Below are 14,122 nucleotides of genomic sequence, written 5' to 3'. Positions count from 1 at the left end.
GCCATCCTGCCCGCATCGGCGGCAGGGAGGGCGGGGCATGGCGGGCAGGATGTTCGGCGCGGGCGAGACGGGGACCTTCCTCGGCCTGCCGCGCTGCCGCGACCTGTCGCGCCTGCCGGCGAAGATCGCGCTGATCGGGGCGGAGGGCTGCACGCCCTATCCCGGCGAGGGCTTCCACTGTGCCGGCGGCCCGGCCGCGATCCGCGCCGCGGCGGCGGCCTCGGGCGCCGATCTGTCGCATGTGAACTTCGACCTCGGCGGCCCGGTCTTCCCCGGCGCGGTGGATGCCGTCGACGCGGGCGACCTGCCGCAGGAGGAGGGCGATCCCGCCGGCAACCGCGCCCGCATCTTCGGCGCGGTCAGCCAGGTGCTGGACCGCGGCGGGGTGCCTTTCCTGCTGGGCGGCGACGATTCCGTGCCGATCCCGATGATCGAGGCCTTCGGGGCGCGCGGGAAGACCTATACCATCCTGCAGATCGACGCCCATATCGACTGGCGCGACGAGGTGGGGGGAGAGCGGCTCGGTCTCTCTTCCGCCATGCGGCGGGCGTCCGAGATGGGCCATGTCGAGCGGATGGTGCAGGTGGGCTGCCGCGGCATCGGCTCGGCCCGCCCGGGCGAATTGCAGGATGCGCTGGACTGGGGGGTGGAATTCGTGCCGGCGGGCGAGGTGGCGCGCGACGGGGTCTGGCGGGCGGCGGACCTGATCCCGGAAGGGGCGGAGGTGATCCTCAGCCTCGACCTTGACGCGCTGGACCCTGCGGCGATGCCGGCGGTGATCGCGCGGACGGCGGGGGGCCTGAGCTACTGGCAGGTGCTGGAGCTGGCGGGGGCGGTGGCCGAGAAGGCCCGGATCGCCGGCTTCGCCATGGTGGAGTTCATGCCGGGCCGCGACATCGACGGCCAGGGCGCGACGCTGGCGGCGCAGCTGCTGACCGCGGCGATGGGGGTGGCGGCGCGGCAGGGGTAGGGGGCTGGACCCGGGACGGGTGGCGCGCTATGGCGGGGCATGACCGAGACCTTGCCGCCGTGCCCCGAATGCCGATCCGTCTATGTCTATCGGGCGGATGCCCTGCTGACCTGCCCCGAATGCGGCCATGAATGGCAGCCGGGAGAGGCGGAGGCAGGTGTGGAAGTGCGCGACAGCGTGGGCAATGTTCTGCGCGACGGCGATACGGTGACGGTGATCAAGGACCTGAAGGTCAAGGGGTCCTCGCTGGTGGTGAAGGTCGGCACCAAGGTGCGCGGCATCAGGCTGGTGGACGGCGACCATGACATCGACTGCAAGATCCCCGGCATCGGCCAGATGGGGCTGAAGTCGCAGTTCGTGAAGAAGGTGGCGGAGTAGCCCGGCGGTTGGCCGCCGGGGGCGCTTCGCCCCCCGAACCCCCAGAGGATATTTGAGCCAAGATGAAAGGTCGCCGGGGACTGCGGTCCTTGTCTTCCGGCAGGCCGCCGCCCGCGGCGCAGCCCTGTGGTTGCGCGGTGATGGCCCCCCGTGTATCACCCGCTGGAAGTGATCGCCTTGCTGGGGAGAAGCCATATGCGCCGCGTTGTCGTCACGGGTCTGGGGATGGTCACGCCGCTGGCCTGCGGGGTGGAGGAGACCTGGAGCCGCCTTCTGGCCGGGCAGTCGGGCGCGGGGCCGATCACCCGCTTCGACACCTCGAACGTGACCACCACCTATGCCTGCGAGATCCCCTTCGGCGATGGCAGTAACGGCAGCTTCAACCCCGACGACTGGATGGAGCCGAAGGACCGCCGCAAGGTGGACGACTTCATCCTCTACGGCATCGCGGCGGCGACGCAGGCGGTGAAGGACGCCGGCTGGGAGCCGCAGTCGGAGGAAGACCGCGAGCGGACGGGGGTGATGATCGGCTCAGGGATAGGCGGGCTGACGACGATCGCGGAGACCGCAGTGCTGATCAAGGAGAAGGGGCCGAAGCGGGTGTCGCCCTTCTTCATCCCGGGGTCGCTGATCAACCTGGTCTCGGGCCAGGTGAGCATCAAGTTCGGCTTCAAGGGGCCGAACCATGCGGTGGTGACGGCCTGTTCCACCGGGGCGCACGCCATCGGCGATGCGGCGCGGCTGATCATGCTGGGCGATGCCGACGTGATGGTGGCGGGCGGGGCGGAGAGCCCGATCAGCGAGATCGGCATCGCCGGGTTCAACGCCTGCAAGGCGCTGTCGACCAAGCGGGCGGATGATCCGACCAAGGCGAGCCGGCCCTATGACGCCGACCGCGACGGATTCGTCATGGGCGAGGGCGCGGGCGTGGTGGTGCTGGAGGAATACGAGCACGCCAAGGCCCGCGGCGCGAAGATCTATGCCGAGGTGCTGGGATACGGGCTGTCGGGCGACGCCTATCACATCACCGCGCCGTCGGAGGATGGCGATGGCGGCTTCCGCAGCATGTCCGCGGCGTTGAAGCGGGCCGGGCTGACGCCGGCCGATGTGGATTACATCAACGCCCATGGCACCAGCACGATGGCGGATACCATCGAGCTGGGCGCGGTGGAGCGGCTTCTGGGCGATGCGGCGGAGAAGGCGACGATGAGTTCCACCAAATCCTCCATCGGCCACCTTCTGGGGGCGGCGGGCGCGGTGGAGGCGATCTTCTGCGTGCTGGCGATCCGCGACCAGATCGCGCCGCCGACGATCAACCTGGACAATCCCGCGGTGCAGCCGAAGCTGGACCTCGCCCCCAACACGGCGGTGAAGCGCAAGATCGACGTGGCGCTGTCGAACAGCTTCGGCTTCGGCGGCACCAATGCCAGCCTGCTGCTGGGCCGGGTGAAGTAGGGCATGTGGAAGAGCATCGCCTCGAACGCGCTGACGCTGTTCATCGTGCTGCTGATCGCGGCGGCCGGCGTCGTCGCCTGGGGCCGTAACGAGTTCACCAAGCCCGGGCCGCTGGAGGCGTCGATCTGCCTGCGGGTGGAGCAGGGCGCCTCGATGAGCGGGGTCAGCCGCAACCTGGAGGAGCGGGGCGCGATCAGCGACGCCCGCATCTTCCGCATCGGGGCGGATTATTCGGGGCGGTCGGGGAACCTGAAGTTCGGCTCCTACCTGATCCGGCCGGGCACCTCGATGGAGGAGGTGCTGCAGGCGATCACCGCCGGCGGGGCCTCGACCTGCGGCAAGGAGGTGAACTTCCGCATCGGCGTCGCCGCGCTGGAGGTGGTGCTGCGCGAGCTGGACCCGGAGACGCAGAAATTCGTCGAGGTGGCGAAGTTCGATCCCTCCACCGAGCCGCCGCCGGAATATACCGAGGCCACGGCCGAGCCGGACCTGCGCTACAACGTGACGGTGGTCGAGGGCGCGACCAGCTGGCAGGTGGTGGAGGGGCTGCGGAAGGTGCCGTTCCTGGAGGGCGAGATCGCGGCGGTTCCGCCCGAGGGATCGCTGGCGCCCAAGGCCTATGAGGTGACCAAGGGGGCGTCGCGGCCCGATCTCTTGGCGAAGATGCAGGCGGACCAGGCGGCGGTGCTGGCCGAACTGTGGCCGCAGCGGGCGGCGGACCTGCCCTACGACACGCCGGAGGAGGCGATGACCATGGCCTCCATCGTCGAGAAGGAGACCGGCATCGCCGGGGAGCGGGCGCTGGTGGCGAGCGTCTTCGTCAACCGGCTGAACAGCGGGATGAAGTTGCAGACCGACCCGACGGTGATCTATGGCATCACCAAGGGCGAGGGCGTGCTGGGGCGGGGCCTGCGGCAGAGCGAGCTGCGGCGCGAGACGCCCTACAACACCTATGTCATCGATGGGCTGCCGGCGGGACCGATCGCCAACCCGGGCCGCGACGCCATCGCGGCGGCGCTGAACCCGGCCGAGACCGATTACCTGTTCTTTGTGGCCAAGACCCTGAACCCGGCCGACGGCCATGTCTTCGCCGCCACGCTGGAAGAGCACAACCGCAATGTCGAGGTCTTCCGGGCGCTGGAGGCGGCGGCGGGCGGCGGCGGCGACTGAGCCGGGGGTTAACGGCAGGTTAACGCGGCGGTCGCATAACCTGTTGGGATCGCTGGATTTTCCTCTTGACCTTGCGCCCGGTCCGATGTAGGACTTGGGACATGCTAGAAGAAGTGTCGGAAGCGGCCGGGGGGCGACCCCCGTGCCGCTTTTGCATTTCGCTCGTGCGGAAGATGGCATGAGAGGCGGGCGGGCAGGATGACCATCAGGTTCTCTGAGGGTGACGCGATCCCCACGGATGTCGTGGGGTTCACGGAAGAGTTGTTCAGGCTGGCGATCGCGGACCTGCAAGCCGCGATCGAGGCGTTCAAGGCCGGCACGCCGGGGGAGACCAGGGTGGCCAAGGCGGCCATCCGGGACCTGCGCGAGATCGGCAAGGATCTGGTTCGGGAAAGGGCAAATGTCGAAGCACTCCGCAAACAGGTTGCCGGGACTGCCGGAACCGGCCGCGACCTCGATCTCGGGGCCGCGCGCGATGAAATCGGGCGCCGTCTGGCTTGCCTCCGCGCTGCCCGGGGAGATTGACGGCTTCATCGGCTCGCTGAGCGAGGCGGCGCTGCTGGCGCTGCCCTGGGTGTTCGAGTTCTGGGCGCTGCCGCACCAGCTGCCGCCGGAGGGGGAATGGACCACCTGGGTGGTGATGGGCGGGCGCGGCGCGGGCAAGACCCGGGCCGGGGCCGAATGGGTGCGGGCGCAGGTGGAGGGGGCGCGGCCGGAGGACCCGGGCCGCGCCCGCCGGGTGGCGCTGGTGGCCGAGACCATCGACCAGGGGCGCGAGGTGATGGTGCTGGGCGACAGCGGCATCCTGGCCTGCTCGCCCCCCGACCGGCGGCCGAAATGGGTGTCGGGGCGCAACGCGCTGGAATGGCCGAACGGGGCGGAGGCGCGGCTGTTCTCGGCCCATGACCCGGAGAGCCTGCGGGGGCCGCAGTTCGATGCGGCCTGGGCGGACGAGCTGGCGAAATGGCCGAAGGCGCAGGCGACCTGGGATCAGCTGCAGTTCGGGTTGCGGCTGGGGAGGGCTCCGCAGCAGGTGGTGACGACGACGCCGCGCAATGTGGAGGTGCTGAAGGCGATCCTGAACAATCCCTCGACGGTGATCACCCATGCCCCGACCGAGGCCAATCGGGCCTATCTGGCGGAAAGCTACCTGGCCGAGGTGCAGTCGCGCTTCGGCGGCACGCTGCTGGGGCGGCAGGAGCTGCTGGGGGAGCTGGTGGAGGACGTGCCGGACGGCCTCTGGACGCCGGCGATGATCGCGGCGGCGCAGGGGGCGGCGGCGGTGGAGCCGGTGCGGGTGGTGGTGGCGGTGGACCCGCCGGTGACGGCGACCAAGGTGTCGGACGAATGCGGCATCGTGGTGGTGGGGGCCGACACGCGGGGCGATCCGGCGCGCTGGCGGGCGGTGGTGCTGGCGGACCGCTCGGTCCGCGGGGCTTCGCCGGACGGCTGGGCGCGGGCGGCGCTGGCGGCGATGGAGGAGTTCGGGGCCGAGCGGCTGGTGGCCGAGGTCAACCAGGGCGGCGATCTGGTGCAGGGGGTGATCCGGCAGGTCGACCCGCTGGCGCCGGTCCGGGCGGTGCGGGCGATGCGGTCGAAGATGCTGCGGGCGGAGCCGGTGGCGGCGCTGTATGAACAGGGCCGGGTGGCGCATGTCCGCGGGTTGGAGGCGCTGGAGGCGCAGATGCTGCAGATGGCGCGGACAGGGTGGAAGGGGCAAGGGTCGCCCGACCGGCTGGACGCGCTGGTCTGGGCGCTGACCGAGCTGATGGTGGACCGGGCCGGGCAGGGGCGGCCGGGACTGCGGACGCTGTAACTGCATGGAAATGCTGGATGTCATGGCCCGGGTCTTCAACCCGCGGCGCGGCCGGGGCTTGCCTGCGGCCGGAGAGAAGAGGAGCGGCGAGGGTGTTCGATTTCCTGAAACGGGCCGGGCGGGCGGATGCTCCGGCGGAGAGGAAGGCCAGCGCCACCGGGCGGGTGGTGGCCTGGGGCGGCTCGGGCCGGGTGGCCTGGAGCCCGCGCGACGTGGTGTCGCTGACGAAGGGGGGTTTTCAGGGCAATCCGGTGGGGTTCCGGGCGGTGAAGCTGATCGCCGAGGCGGCGGCGGCGCTGCCGGTGGTCTGCCAGGACGCCGGGCGGCGCTATGAGGTGCATCCGCTGCTGGGGCTGCTGGCGCGGCCGAATGCCGGGCAGGGGCGGGCGGAGCTGCTGGAGTCGGTCTACGGCTTCCTGCTGCTTTCCGGCAATGCCTATCTGGAGGCGGTGCCGGGGGCGGGGAAGCTGCCGGGGGAGCTGCATGTGCTGCGCTCGGACCGGATGGCGCTGGTGCCGGGGCCGGACGGCTGGCCGGTGGCCTATGACTATTCGGTCGGCGGCCGGGTGCATCGCTTTCCGGTGGCGGAGGGGCCGGGACCGATCTGCCATGTGAAGGCGTTCCATCCGACCGACGACCATTACGGGCTGTCGCCGATGCAGGCGGCGGCGGTGGCGGTGGATGTGCACAACTCTGCCTCGGCCTGGTCGAAGGCGCTCTTGGACAATGCGGCGCGGCCGAGCGGGGCCATCGTCTACAAGGGGGCGGACGGGCAGTCGAACCTGTCGCCGGACCAATACGACCGGCTGGTGAGCGAGATCGAGACCCATCACCAAGGCGCGCGGAACGCCGGGCGACCGATGCTGCTGGAGGGGGGCCTGGACTGGAAGCCGATGGGGTTCTCGCCGTCGGACATGGAGTTTCACGAGACCAAGCAGGCGGCGGCGCGGGAGATCGCCATCGCCTTCGGGGTGCCGCCGATGCTGGTCGGCATTCCGGGCGACGCGACCTATGCCAATTACCAGGAGGCCAACCGGGCCTTCTACCGGCTGACGGTGCTGCCGCTGGCGACGCGGGTGCTGGCGGCGCTGTCGCATTGGCTGGCGCAGTTCACCGGCGAGGCGGTGGAACTGAAGCCCGACCTCGACCAGATCGCCGCGCTGGCGGCCGAGCGCGACCAGCAATGGGCGCGGGTGGGGGCGGCGGATTTCCTGACGGTGGCGGAGAAGCGGGTGTTGCTGGGCCTGCCGCGGCTGCAGGAGGAGGAATGAGCGGGTCGCGGTTCCTTTTCGACAGCTTCGACGCGGCGCAGGCGCGGATCGAGGCGAACGAGCGGGTGATGGCGGAGCGCTGGACCGCGCTGGAGTTCCGGCTGGCGCAGATCGACGCCAGCCTGGAGCGGCTGGAGCGGCGGATCTGGCTGGGGGTCTATGGCGTGGCGGCCTTCCTGCTGGCGCAGGGGGCGGAGGCACTGATCAAGGCGGCGATGAGGTGAGGCGATGATCGGGGATTACGGGGCGCCGGAGCGGAAATACCACCGCCCGGAGGCCGGGCTGACGGTGACGGAAGGCCGGGTGGTGGCGGGCTATGCCTCGCTGTTCGGGGTGAAGGACCAGGGCGGCGACGTGGTGGCGCCGGGGGCCTATGCGGCCTCGCTGGCCAAGCTGGGCGGCAAGGGCGAGCGGGTCAGGATGCTGTGGCAGCACGACCCGGCGCAGCCCATCGGCGTCTGGGACGAGGTGCGGGAGGACGGCCGCGGCCTCTGGGTCAAGGGGCGCCTCCTGACCGAGGTGGAGAAGGGCCGCGAGGCGGCGGCCCTGCTGGCGGCGGGGGCGATCGACGGGCTGTCGATCGGTTACCGCACCGTCAGGGCGGAGCGCGACGGCAAGGGGCGGCGCCTCCTGCAGGAGCTGGAGTTGTGGGAGGTGTCGCTGGTCACCTTTCCCATGCTTCCCGAGGCGCGGGTGGCGGCGAAATCGGACCCGGCCTCCGACGCCTTCCGCGCCCTGGCCGCGGTCTTCGAGGACGCGCGCCGGAGCCTGGCCGGACGCTGACGCGCCGGGGATTTTCGTGAGGAAAGGGATGGACGTGATGACCGAGAGAGAGGCTCGGGCCGGGGAAGGCTTGTCCCCGGACCTGTCGCCGGCGGCGGAGGCGAAAGCCGCGATGGCCGGTTTCCTGAAGGAACTGAAGGGCTTTCAGGAAGAAGTGAAACAATCGCTGCAACATCAGGAAGAGCGGATGACCATGCTGGATCGGAAAACCATGAGCTACGGCCGCCCGGCCCTTTCGGCCGCGGCGGAGACGGAGGCGCCGCACCGGAAGGCCTTCGACGCCTATCTGCGGTCGGGCGACGACGACGGGCTGCGCGGGCTGGTGCTGGAGGGCAAGGCGATGTCCACCGCGGTGGCGGCGGACGGCGGCTATCTGGTCGACCCGCAGACGGCGGACACCATCCGGTCGATGCTGGTCTCCACCTCCAGCCTTCGGGCGGTGGCCAATGTGGTGCAGGTCGAGGCGACCTCCTTCGACGTGCTGATCGACCGCTCGGAGGTGGGATCGGGCTGGGCCACCGAGGCGACGGCGCAGGCGGAGACGTCGACGCCGACCATCGAGCGGATCTCGATCAAGCTGCATGAGCTGTCGGCGATGCCGAAGGCCAGCCAGCGGCTTCTGGACGACAGCGCCTTCGACGTGGAGGGGTGGCTGGCGAACAAGATCGCCACCCGCTTCATCCGGGCGGAATCGGCGGCCTTCGTCAACGGCGACGGGGTGGATAAGCCGAAGGGCATCCTGCTGCCGGCCAAGGTGGCGAATGCCAGCTGGACCTGGGGCAGCCTCGGCTATGTGCCGACCGGCGCGGCGGCGGATTTCGCCACCGCCAATGCCAGCGACTGCATCGTCAACCTGGTCTATGCGCTGGGCGCCGACTACCGCGCCAACGGCGCCTTCGTGATGAACTCGAAGACCGCGGGCGCGGTGCGGAAGATGAAGGATGCCGACGGCCGCTTCATGTGGGGCGACAGCCTGCAGGCGGGCGAGCCGGCGCGGCTGATGGGCTATCCGGTGCTGGTCTGCGAGGACATGCCGGATGTGGCGGCGAATGCCTATCCCATCGCCTTCGGCGATTTCGCCGCCGGCTATACGGTGGCGGAGCGGCCGGACCTGCGCATCCTGCGCGATCCGTTCTCGGCCAAGCCGCATGTGCTGTTCTACGCGTCGAAGCGCGTGGGCGGCGACATCACCGATTACGCGGCGATCAAGCTCTTGAAGGTCGCCACCTCGTAAGGCGGCCGACGCGATCCCGGTCCCTTGCGGGGCCGGGACGGGCGCGCGCCGGACTTCCGTTCCGTCTAGCTGCTCCCCCTTCCGTCCGAGCGGAGCGGGAGAGGCGCGCGCCCACCCCATTCTTGCGGCATCGGAGACCAGGATGATGTTGACCGAACTGACGGCGGTGCCGGGGGCGGCGCTGCCGGTGGCGGAGTTGCGGGACCATCTGCGGATGGGATCGGGCTTCGCGCTGGCCGAGGGGCAGGAGGCGCTGCTGGAGAGCCACCTGCGCGCGGCGATGGCGGCGATCGAGGGGCGGATCGCCAAGGCGCTGATCCGGCGGCGGTTCCGCTGGGTCGCGGGCTGCTGGCGCGATCCGGTGGCGTTGCCGCTGGCGCCCGTGGCCGAGGTCCATGGCGTGACGCTGGTGGATGCGGCGGGCGCGGCGGTGGCGGTACCGGCGGCGCGCTGGCGGCTGGTGGCCGACATGCACCGGCCGCGGTTGGCGGGGCGCGGCGGGGCCTTGCCGGAGGTGCCGGCGGAGGGCCGGGCGGAGGTGGAGTTCGACGCGGGCTTCGGGCCGGGGTGGACGGATGTGCCGGCCGACCTGCGGCAGGCGGTGCTGCTGCTGGCGGCGGAGTTCTACGAGCACCGGCACGACGACGGGTCTTGGGGCGCCGGGTTGCCTCTGGGCGTGGCGGCGCTGATCGAGCGTTGGCGGCAGGTGCGCATCCTCGGCGGGGGCCGCAGATGAGGGCGCCGCATCTGAACCGGGCGCTGGAGTTGCAGGAGGCGGTGCGCGGGCCGGACGGGGCCGGGGGCTTCTCGGAGGTCTGGACGACGCTGGGCACGCTCTGGGCCGAGGTGGTGCCGGGAGCGGGGCGCGATCCGGCGGGGGAGGAGGTGGTGCTGGCCTCGGTGCCCTATCGGATCACCGTGCGCGCGGCGCCGGCGGGGGCGGCGGGGCGGCCGAAGCCGGGGCAGCGGCTGCGCGAGGGGGAGCGGGTCTTCGCCGTGCTGGCGGTGGCCGAGCGCGATCCGGCGGGGCGCTACCTGACCTGTTTCTGCCGCGAGGAGGAGCCGAGATGAGCTATGGCGCAGCGGCTGCTTTGCAGGCGGCGGTCTATCAACATCTGACGGAGGACCCGGCGCTGGCGGGAGTGGCGGTGCATGACGCGGTGCCGCCCGGGCCTGCCGGGACCTTCGTGCTGGTGGGACCGGAGGAGGTGCGGGACGCCTCGGACAACTCCGGTGCGGGGGCGGAGCACCGGCTGGCGGTCAGCGTGATTTCCGACGGCGCGGGGTTCCTGGCGGCGAAGACCATCGCCGCGGCGATCTCCGACCGTCTGGCTGGGGCAAGCCTGACGCTGGCGCGGGGGCGGCTGGTCAGCCTGCTGTTCCAGCGCGCCAGCGCCCGGCGGATCGACGAGGGCGAGGTGCGGCGGATCGACCTGACCTTCCGCGTCCGCATCGAGCTTTGAACAATATTTGCAAGGAGATGGGCCATGGCAGTTCAGGCCGGCAAGGACCTTCTGATCAAGATCGACCAGACCGGGGACGGTCAGTTCGAGACCATCGCGGGGCTGCGGGCCACGCGCATCAGCTTCAACGCCGAGACGGTGGATGTCACCAGCTTGGAGAGCCAGGGCGGCTGGCGCGAGTTGCTGGCGGGGGCGGGGGTGAAATCCGCGGCGATCTCCGGCTCGGGCGTGTTCCGGGATGCCAATACCGACGAGAGGGCGCGGCAGATCTTCTTCGACGGAGAGATTCCGGCCTTCCAGGTGGTGATCCCGGATTTCGGCACGGTGGAGGGGCCGTTCCAGATTTCGGCGCTGGACTATGCCGGCAGCCACAACGGCGAGGCGACCTATGAGGTGACGCTGGCCTCGGCCGGCGTGCTGACCTTTACGGCGCTGTGATGACCAACCCTTGGGCGGGAGAGGTGGCGGTCGTGCTGGACGGGCGGCCCCATGCGGCCAAGCTGACGCTGGGGGCGTTGGCGGAGCTGGAGGCGGCGCTGGAAACAGGGTCGCTGCTGGATCTGGTGGAGCGGTTCGAGGCGGGGCGGTTTTCATCCCGCGACGTGCTGGCGCTGATCGTGGCCGGGCTTCGGGGCGGCGGCTGGCAGGGAACGGCGGCGGACCTGCTGCGGGTGGAGATCGGCGGCGGGCCGGTGGAGGCGGCGCGGGCGGCGGCGGAGCTTCTGGCCCGCGCCTTCGCCCTGCCGGGCGAGGGGTGAGGCCGGCGATCGACTGGCCCGGGCTGATCCGGGCCGGGCTGCGGGAGCTGCGGCTGGAGCCGGCGGCGTTCTGGCGGCTGACCCCGGTGGAGTTGCGGATGATGCTGGGGGCGGAGCAGGCGGCTCCGCCCCTGACGCGGGCGCGGCTGGCGGAACTGGCCGCGGCATTCCCGGACATGGAGAAGGGGAAGGGCGATGGAGACGACCGGGGATTTGCTGGATCGGCTGGCGGCGCTTGAGGACAGCCTCGGCAGTTCGGCGGCGATGGTGGCGGCTTTCGACGGCGAGATGGCGCGGATGCGGGAGACGATGGTCTTCACCGGGCGCGAGATGGACAGCCTGTCGCGGGGCCTGAGCGGCGGCCTGCGGCGGGCCTTCGATGGCCTCGTGTTCGACGGGATGAAGCTGTCGGACGCGCTGAAGGGCGTGGGCAAGGCGATCTCGGACACGATCTACAACATCGCGATGAAGCCGGTGACCAATGCCATGGGCGGGGCCCTGGCGGAGACCTTGGCGGGGGTCATGGGGGCCTTCATGCCCTTCGCCAAGGGCGGGGCCTTCGCGCAGGGCAGGGTGATGCCCTTCGCCAAGGGGGGCGTGGTCTCCTCGCCGGTGACCTTTCCGATGCGGGGCGGGCGCGGACTGATGGGCGAGGCGGGGCCGGAGGCGATCATGCCGCTGGCGCGCGGCGCCGACGGGCGGCTGGGGGTGCAGGCGGCGGGGGGCGGACGGCCGGTCAATGTGGTGATGAACATCTCCACCCCGGACGTGCAGGGCTTCCAGCGCAGCCAGAGCCAGATCGCGGCGCAGGTCGGCCGGGCGCTGGCCCGCGGCCAGAGGAACAGGTGAGGCGAGAATGGCATTCCACGAGATCAGATTTCCGGCCAACCTGAGCTTCGGCTCGGTCGGCGGGCCGGAGCGGCGGACCGAGGTGGTGACGCTGCAGAACGGGCACGAGGAGCGGAACACCCCCTGGGCGCATTCGCGCCGCCGCTACGACGCCGGGGTGGGGCTGCGGTCGCTGGACGACGTGGAGGCGCTGATCGCCTTCTTCGAGGCGCGGCGGGGGCGGCTGCACGGGTTCCGCTGGAAGGACTGGTCGGACTACAAGTCCTGCCCGGCCTCGCGCGCGCCCTCGGCCCTGGACCAGGTGATCGGCACCGGGGACGGGGTGCAGCGGGTGTTCCGGTTGCAGAAGACCTATCGTTCGGGTCAGGAGGTCTATGTGCGGCCGGTGGCGAAGCCGGTGCTCGGCTCGGTGCTGGTGGCGGTGGCGCAGGACCCGAAGATCGAGGGGCTGGAGTTCGAGGTGGACCCGGCGACGGGGCTTGTGACATTCGAGACCGCACCGGCGCTCGGCACCGAGATCAGCGCGGGGTTCGAGTTCGACGTGCCGGTGCGCTTCGACACCGACCACATCCAGACCTCGGTGGCCTCGTTCCAGGCCGGGGACGTGCCCTCGGTTCCGGTGGTGGAGGTGCGGGCATGATCCCGGCGGAATTGCAGGCGCATCTGGACGGCGGCGCGACGACGACCTGCCGGGCCTGGACGGTGTCGCGGCGCGACGGGGTGGTGCTGGGGTTCACCGACCACGATTGCGACCTGCTGATCGAGGGGGTGCTGCACCGGGCGGGGTCGGGCCTGACGGCGCGGGCCTTGCAGCAGGGCACCGGGCTGGCGGTGGACAATACCGAGGCCGTGGGGGCGCTGTCGGATGCGGCGATCTCGGAGGCCGATCTGGCGGCGGGGCGCTACGATGCGGCGGAGGTGCGGGTCTGGCTGGTCAACTGGGCCGATGTTGCGCAGCGGGCGGAACTGTTCCGGGGCACGCTGGGCGAGGTGGTGCGGCTGGGGGCGGAGTTCCGGGCCGAGCTGCGGGGCCTGTCGGAGGCGCTGAACCAGCCGGTGGGGCTGGCCTATACCCGCGGCTGCTCGGCCGTTCTGGGCGACGGGCGCTGCCGGTTCGATGCCGCGCAGCCGGGCTATTTCGCCGAACGGGCGGTGGAGGAGGTGGACGGCGAACGGCGGGTGTTCCGCTTCGCCGCCTTCGGTGGGTTCGACGACAGGTGGTTCGAGTTCGGCCGGGTGGAAGTGCTGAGCGGTGCGGCCTCCGGCCTGGTCGGTCTGGTGAAGTCGGACCGGGTGGCGGGGGTGGGGCGGGTGATGGAACTGTGGCACGGACTCCGCGCGGAATTGCGGGCGGGGGACCTGCTGCGCCTCACCGCCGGCTGCGACAAGCGGGCGGAGACCTGCCGGCTGAAATTCGCCAACCTGCCGAATTTCCGCGGTTTTCCCCATATCCCGGGCGAGGACTGGCTGACCGCCTATCCCAGGGCCGGGCAGAACACCGGCGGCGGTTCGCTGTTCGGCGGGCCGGCATGAGCGTGGCGGAGCGGGCGGTGGCGGAGGCGCGGCTGTGGCTGGGCACGCCCTATGTCCATCAGGCCAGCCGGCGCGGGGCGGGGACGGATTGCCTGGGCCTGCTGCGGGGCGTCTGGCGGGCGCTTTACGGCGTGGAGCCCGAGGCGGTGCCGGCCTATACCGCGGACTGGGCCGAGCCGACCGGCGACGAGGTGCTGCTGCGGGCGGGGCATCGCCTGCTGCTGGCGAAGCCGCTGGCGGCCGAGGCGGCGGGCGACGTGATCCTGTTCCGGATGCGGGCGGGCCATGTGGCCAAGCATCTGGGACTGCAATCGGCAACCGGCCCCGCGGCGCGGTTCATCCATGCCTACAGCGGCCATAGCGTTACCGAAAGCGCCCTGACCGACCCCTGGCGCCGCCGGATCGCGGCGCGTTTCGCATTTCCTGACGGAGCCTGCTGACC

At 71.2% G+C, this 14,122-nt stretch carries 20 protein-coding genes; all 20 read left to right on the top strand.

Translation table 11 applies throughout. The features are described 5' to 3' along the window. The first annotated feature begins 37 nt into the window (after positions 1 to 37). The 20 genes from G5B31_RS13945 to G5B31_RS13850 all read left to right on the top strand — a co-directional run bounded on the left by G5B31_RS13945 (position 38) and on the right by G5B31_RS13850 (position 14,120). Positions 38 to 970, top strand: a complete 933-nt coding sequence (locus G5B31_RS13945) for an arginase family protein (RefSeq protein ID WP_165018709.1) — start codon at positions 38 to 40, stop codon at positions 968 to 970. A 39-nt stretch (positions 971 to 1,009) separates the two neighbouring features. Beyond that, positions 1,010 to 1,348: a zinc ribbon domain-containing protein YjdM gene (locus G5B31_RS13940; protein ID WP_165018707.1), complete on the top strand. Its 339-nt coding sequence runs from the start codon at positions 1,010 to 1,012 to the stop codon at positions 1,346 to 1,348. A gap of 195 nt (positions 1,349 to 1,543) precedes the next feature. Then, entirely contained in the window at positions 1,544 to 2,803 is a 1,260-nt protein-coding gene (gene fabF, locus G5B31_RS13935) for a beta-ketoacyl-ACP synthase II (protein ID WP_165018704.1), read from the top strand. A 3-nt stretch (positions 2,804 to 2,806) separates the two neighbouring features. Continuing rightward, complete coding sequence (gene mltG, locus G5B31_RS13930) at positions 2,807 to 3,973, top strand: endolytic transglycosylase MltG (RefSeq protein WP_165018702.1); 1,167 nt, start codon at positions 2,807 to 2,809, stop codon at positions 3,971 to 3,973. Positions 3,974 to 4,171: 198 nt separating this feature from the next. After that, entirely contained in the window at positions 4,172 to 4,498 is a 327-nt protein-coding gene (locus G5B31_RS13925; RefSeq protein WP_165018700.1) for a hypothetical protein, read from the top strand. Continuing rightward, positions 4,449 to 5,789, top strand: a complete 1,341-nt coding sequence (locus G5B31_RS13920; protein ID WP_165018698.1) for a DNA-packaging protein — start codon at positions 4,449 to 4,451, stop codon at positions 5,787 to 5,789. Before G5B31_RS13925 ends, G5B31_RS13920 begins: the two co-directional genes overlap by 50 nt. Positions 5,790 to 5,881: 92 nt before the next feature. Further along, on the top strand, positions 5,882 to 7,060 hold the full coding sequence (locus G5B31_RS13915; protein ID WP_346763917.1) for a phage portal protein: 1,179 nt from the start codon (positions 5,882 to 5,884) through the stop codon (positions 7,058 to 7,060). Then, on the top strand, positions 7,057 to 7,284 hold the full coding sequence (locus G5B31_RS13910) for a hypothetical protein (protein WP_165018694.1): 228 nt from the start codon (positions 7,057 to 7,059) through the stop codon (positions 7,282 to 7,284). Before G5B31_RS13915 ends, G5B31_RS13910 begins: the two co-directional genes overlap by 4 nt. Positions 7,285 to 7,288: 4 nt before the next feature. Further along, on the top strand, positions 7,289 to 7,843 hold the full coding sequence (locus G5B31_RS13905) for an HK97 family phage prohead protease (RefSeq protein WP_165018692.1): 555 nt from the start codon (positions 7,289 to 7,291) through the stop codon (positions 7,841 to 7,843). Between the two features lie 37 nt (positions 7,844 to 7,880). Beyond that, positions 7,881 to 9,077 (top strand): phage major capsid protein, encoded by a 1,197-nt coding sequence (locus G5B31_RS13900; protein ID WP_165018690.1) that lies wholly within the window; start codon positions 7,881 to 7,883, stop codon positions 9,075 to 9,077. Between the two features lie 142 nt (positions 9,078 to 9,219). Then, positions 9,220 to 9,813, top strand: a complete 594-nt coding sequence (locus G5B31_RS13895) for a hypothetical protein (protein ID WP_165018688.1) — start codon at positions 9,220 to 9,222, stop codon at positions 9,811 to 9,813. Next, positions 9,810 to 10,148, top strand: coding sequence for a head-tail adaptor protein (locus G5B31_RS13890; protein ID WP_165018686.1), 339 nt, complete (start codon positions 9,810 to 9,812; stop codon positions 10,146 to 10,148). The genes G5B31_RS13895 and G5B31_RS13890 overlap by 4 nt, the downstream gene beginning before the upstream one ends. Further along, the gene (locus G5B31_RS13885; RefSeq protein WP_165018684.1) at positions 10,145 to 10,540 is read left to right on the top strand and encodes a DUF3168 domain-containing protein; all 396 of its coding nucleotides are present in this window, start codon (positions 10,145 to 10,147) and stop codon (positions 10,538 to 10,540) included. Before G5B31_RS13890 ends, G5B31_RS13885 begins: the two co-directional genes overlap by 4 nt. Positions 10,541 to 10,564: 24 nt before the next feature. Beyond that, the gene (locus G5B31_RS13880; RefSeq protein ID WP_165018682.1) at positions 10,565 to 10,978 is read left to right on the top strand and encodes a phage major tail protein, TP901-1 family; all 414 of its coding nucleotides are present in this window, start codon (positions 10,565 to 10,567) and stop codon (positions 10,976 to 10,978) included. Beyond that, the gene (locus G5B31_RS13875; protein ID WP_165018680.1) at positions 10,978 to 11,298 is read left to right on the top strand and encodes a gene transfer agent family protein; all 321 of its coding nucleotides are present in this window, start codon (positions 10,978 to 10,980) and stop codon (positions 11,296 to 11,298) included. Before G5B31_RS13880 ends, G5B31_RS13875 begins: the two co-directional genes overlap by 1 nt. Then, entirely contained in the window at positions 11,295 to 11,537 is a 243-nt protein-coding gene (locus G5B31_RS13870; protein ID WP_165018679.1) for a rcc01693 family protein, read from the top strand. Before G5B31_RS13875 ends, G5B31_RS13870 begins: the two co-directional genes overlap by 4 nt. Beyond that, on the top strand, positions 11,494 to 12,147 hold the full coding sequence (locus G5B31_RS13865; RefSeq protein ID WP_165018677.1) for a phage tail tape measure protein: 654 nt from the start codon (positions 11,494 to 11,496) through the stop codon (positions 12,145 to 12,147). Before G5B31_RS13870 ends, G5B31_RS13865 begins: the two co-directional genes overlap by 44 nt. 7 nt (positions 12,148 to 12,154) lie before the next feature. Then, complete coding sequence (locus G5B31_RS13860) at positions 12,155 to 12,787, top strand: DUF2460 domain-containing protein (protein WP_165018675.1); 633 nt, start codon at positions 12,155 to 12,157, stop codon at positions 12,785 to 12,787. Further along, entirely contained in the window at positions 12,784 to 13,680 is an 897-nt protein-coding gene (locus G5B31_RS13855) for a DUF2163 domain-containing protein (RefSeq protein ID WP_165018673.1), read from the top strand. The genes G5B31_RS13860 and G5B31_RS13855 overlap by 4 nt, the downstream gene beginning before the upstream one ends. Next, entirely contained in the window at positions 13,677 to 14,120 is a 444-nt protein-coding gene (locus G5B31_RS13850; protein WP_165018671.1) for a peptidase, read from the top strand. Before G5B31_RS13855 ends, G5B31_RS13850 begins: the two co-directional genes overlap by 4 nt. Positions 14,121 to 14,122: the final 2 nt, after the last annotated feature.

It is taken from the genome of Rhodobacter sp. SGA-6-6 (assembly GCF_011043545.1).
GTDB lineage: Bacteria > Pseudomonadota > Alphaproteobacteria > Rhodobacterales > Rhodobacteraceae > Pseudogemmobacter.
This window is presented reverse-complemented; position numbering and strand designations above follow the sequence as displayed.

What these genes read in the sequence shown, in the direction of transcription:
- mltG (WP_165018702.1), top strand. Translation starts at nt 2,807, where the DNA reads ATGTGGAAGAGCATCGCCTCGAACGCGCTGACGCTGTTCATCGTGCTG.
- G5B31_RS13940 (WP_165018707.1), top strand. Translation starts at nt 1,010, where the DNA reads ATGACCGAGACCTTGCCGCCGTGCCCCGAATGCCGATCCGTCTATGTC.
- G5B31_RS13885 (WP_165018684.1), top strand. Translation starts at nt 10,145, where the DNA reads ATGAGCTATGGCGCAGCGGCTGCTTTGCAGGCGGCGGTCTATCAACAT.
- G5B31_RS13925 (WP_165018700.1), top strand. Translation starts at nt 4,172, where the DNA reads ATGACCATCAGGTTCTCTGAGGGTGACGCGATCCCCACGGATGTCGTG.
- G5B31_RS13890 (WP_165018686.1), top strand. Translation starts at nt 9,810, where the DNA reads ATGAGGGCGCCGCATCTGAACCGGGCGCTGGAGTTGCAGGAGGCGGTG.
- G5B31_RS13895 (WP_165018688.1), top strand. Translation starts at nt 9,220, where the DNA reads ATGATGTTGACCGAACTGACGGCGGTGCCGGGGGCGGCGCTGCCGGTG.
- G5B31_RS13880 (WP_165018682.1), top strand. Translation starts at nt 10,565, where the DNA reads ATGGCAGTTCAGGCCGGCAAGGACCTTCTGATCAAGATCGACCAGACC.
- G5B31_RS13900 (WP_165018690.1), top strand. Translation starts at nt 7,881, where the DNA reads ATGACCGAGAGAGAGGCTCGGGCCGGGGAAGGCTTGTCCCCGGACCTG.
- G5B31_RS13910 (WP_165018694.1), top strand. Translation starts at nt 7,057, where the DNA reads ATGAGCGGGTCGCGGTTCCTTTTCGACAGCTTCGACGCGGCGCAGGCG.
- G5B31_RS13850 (WP_165018671.1), top strand. Translation starts at nt 13,677, where the DNA reads ATGAGCGTGGCGGAGCGGGCGGTGGCGGAGGCGCGGCTGTGGCTGGGC.
- G5B31_RS13865 (WP_165018677.1), top strand. Translation starts at nt 11,494, where the DNA reads ATGGAGACGACCGGGGATTTGCTGGATCGGCTGGCGGCGCTTGAGGAC.
- G5B31_RS13920 (WP_165018698.1), top strand. Translation starts at nt 4,449, where the DNA reads ATGAAATCGGGCGCCGTCTGGCTTGCCTCCGCGCTGCCCGGGGAGATT.
- fabF (WP_165018704.1), top strand. Translation starts at nt 1,544, where the DNA reads ATGCGCCGCGTTGTCGTCACGGGTCTGGGGATGGTCACGCCGCTGGCC.
- G5B31_RS13855 (WP_165018673.1), top strand. Translation starts at nt 12,784, where the DNA reads ATGATCCCGGCGGAATTGCAGGCGCATCTGGACGGCGGCGCGACGACG.
- G5B31_RS13945 (WP_165018709.1), top strand. Translation starts at nt 38, where the DNA reads ATGGCGGGCAGGATGTTCGGCGCGGGCGAGACGGGGACCTTCCTCGGC.
- G5B31_RS13905 (WP_165018692.1), top strand. Translation starts at nt 7,289, where the DNA reads ATGATCGGGGATTACGGGGCGCCGGAGCGGAAATACCACCGCCCGGAG.
- G5B31_RS13875 (WP_165018680.1), top strand. Translation starts at nt 10,978, where the DNA reads ATGACCAACCCTTGGGCGGGAGAGGTGGCGGTCGTGCTGGACGGGCGG.
- G5B31_RS13860 (WP_165018675.1), top strand. Translation starts at nt 12,155, where the DNA reads ATGGCATTCCACGAGATCAGATTTCCGGCCAACCTGAGCTTCGGCTCG.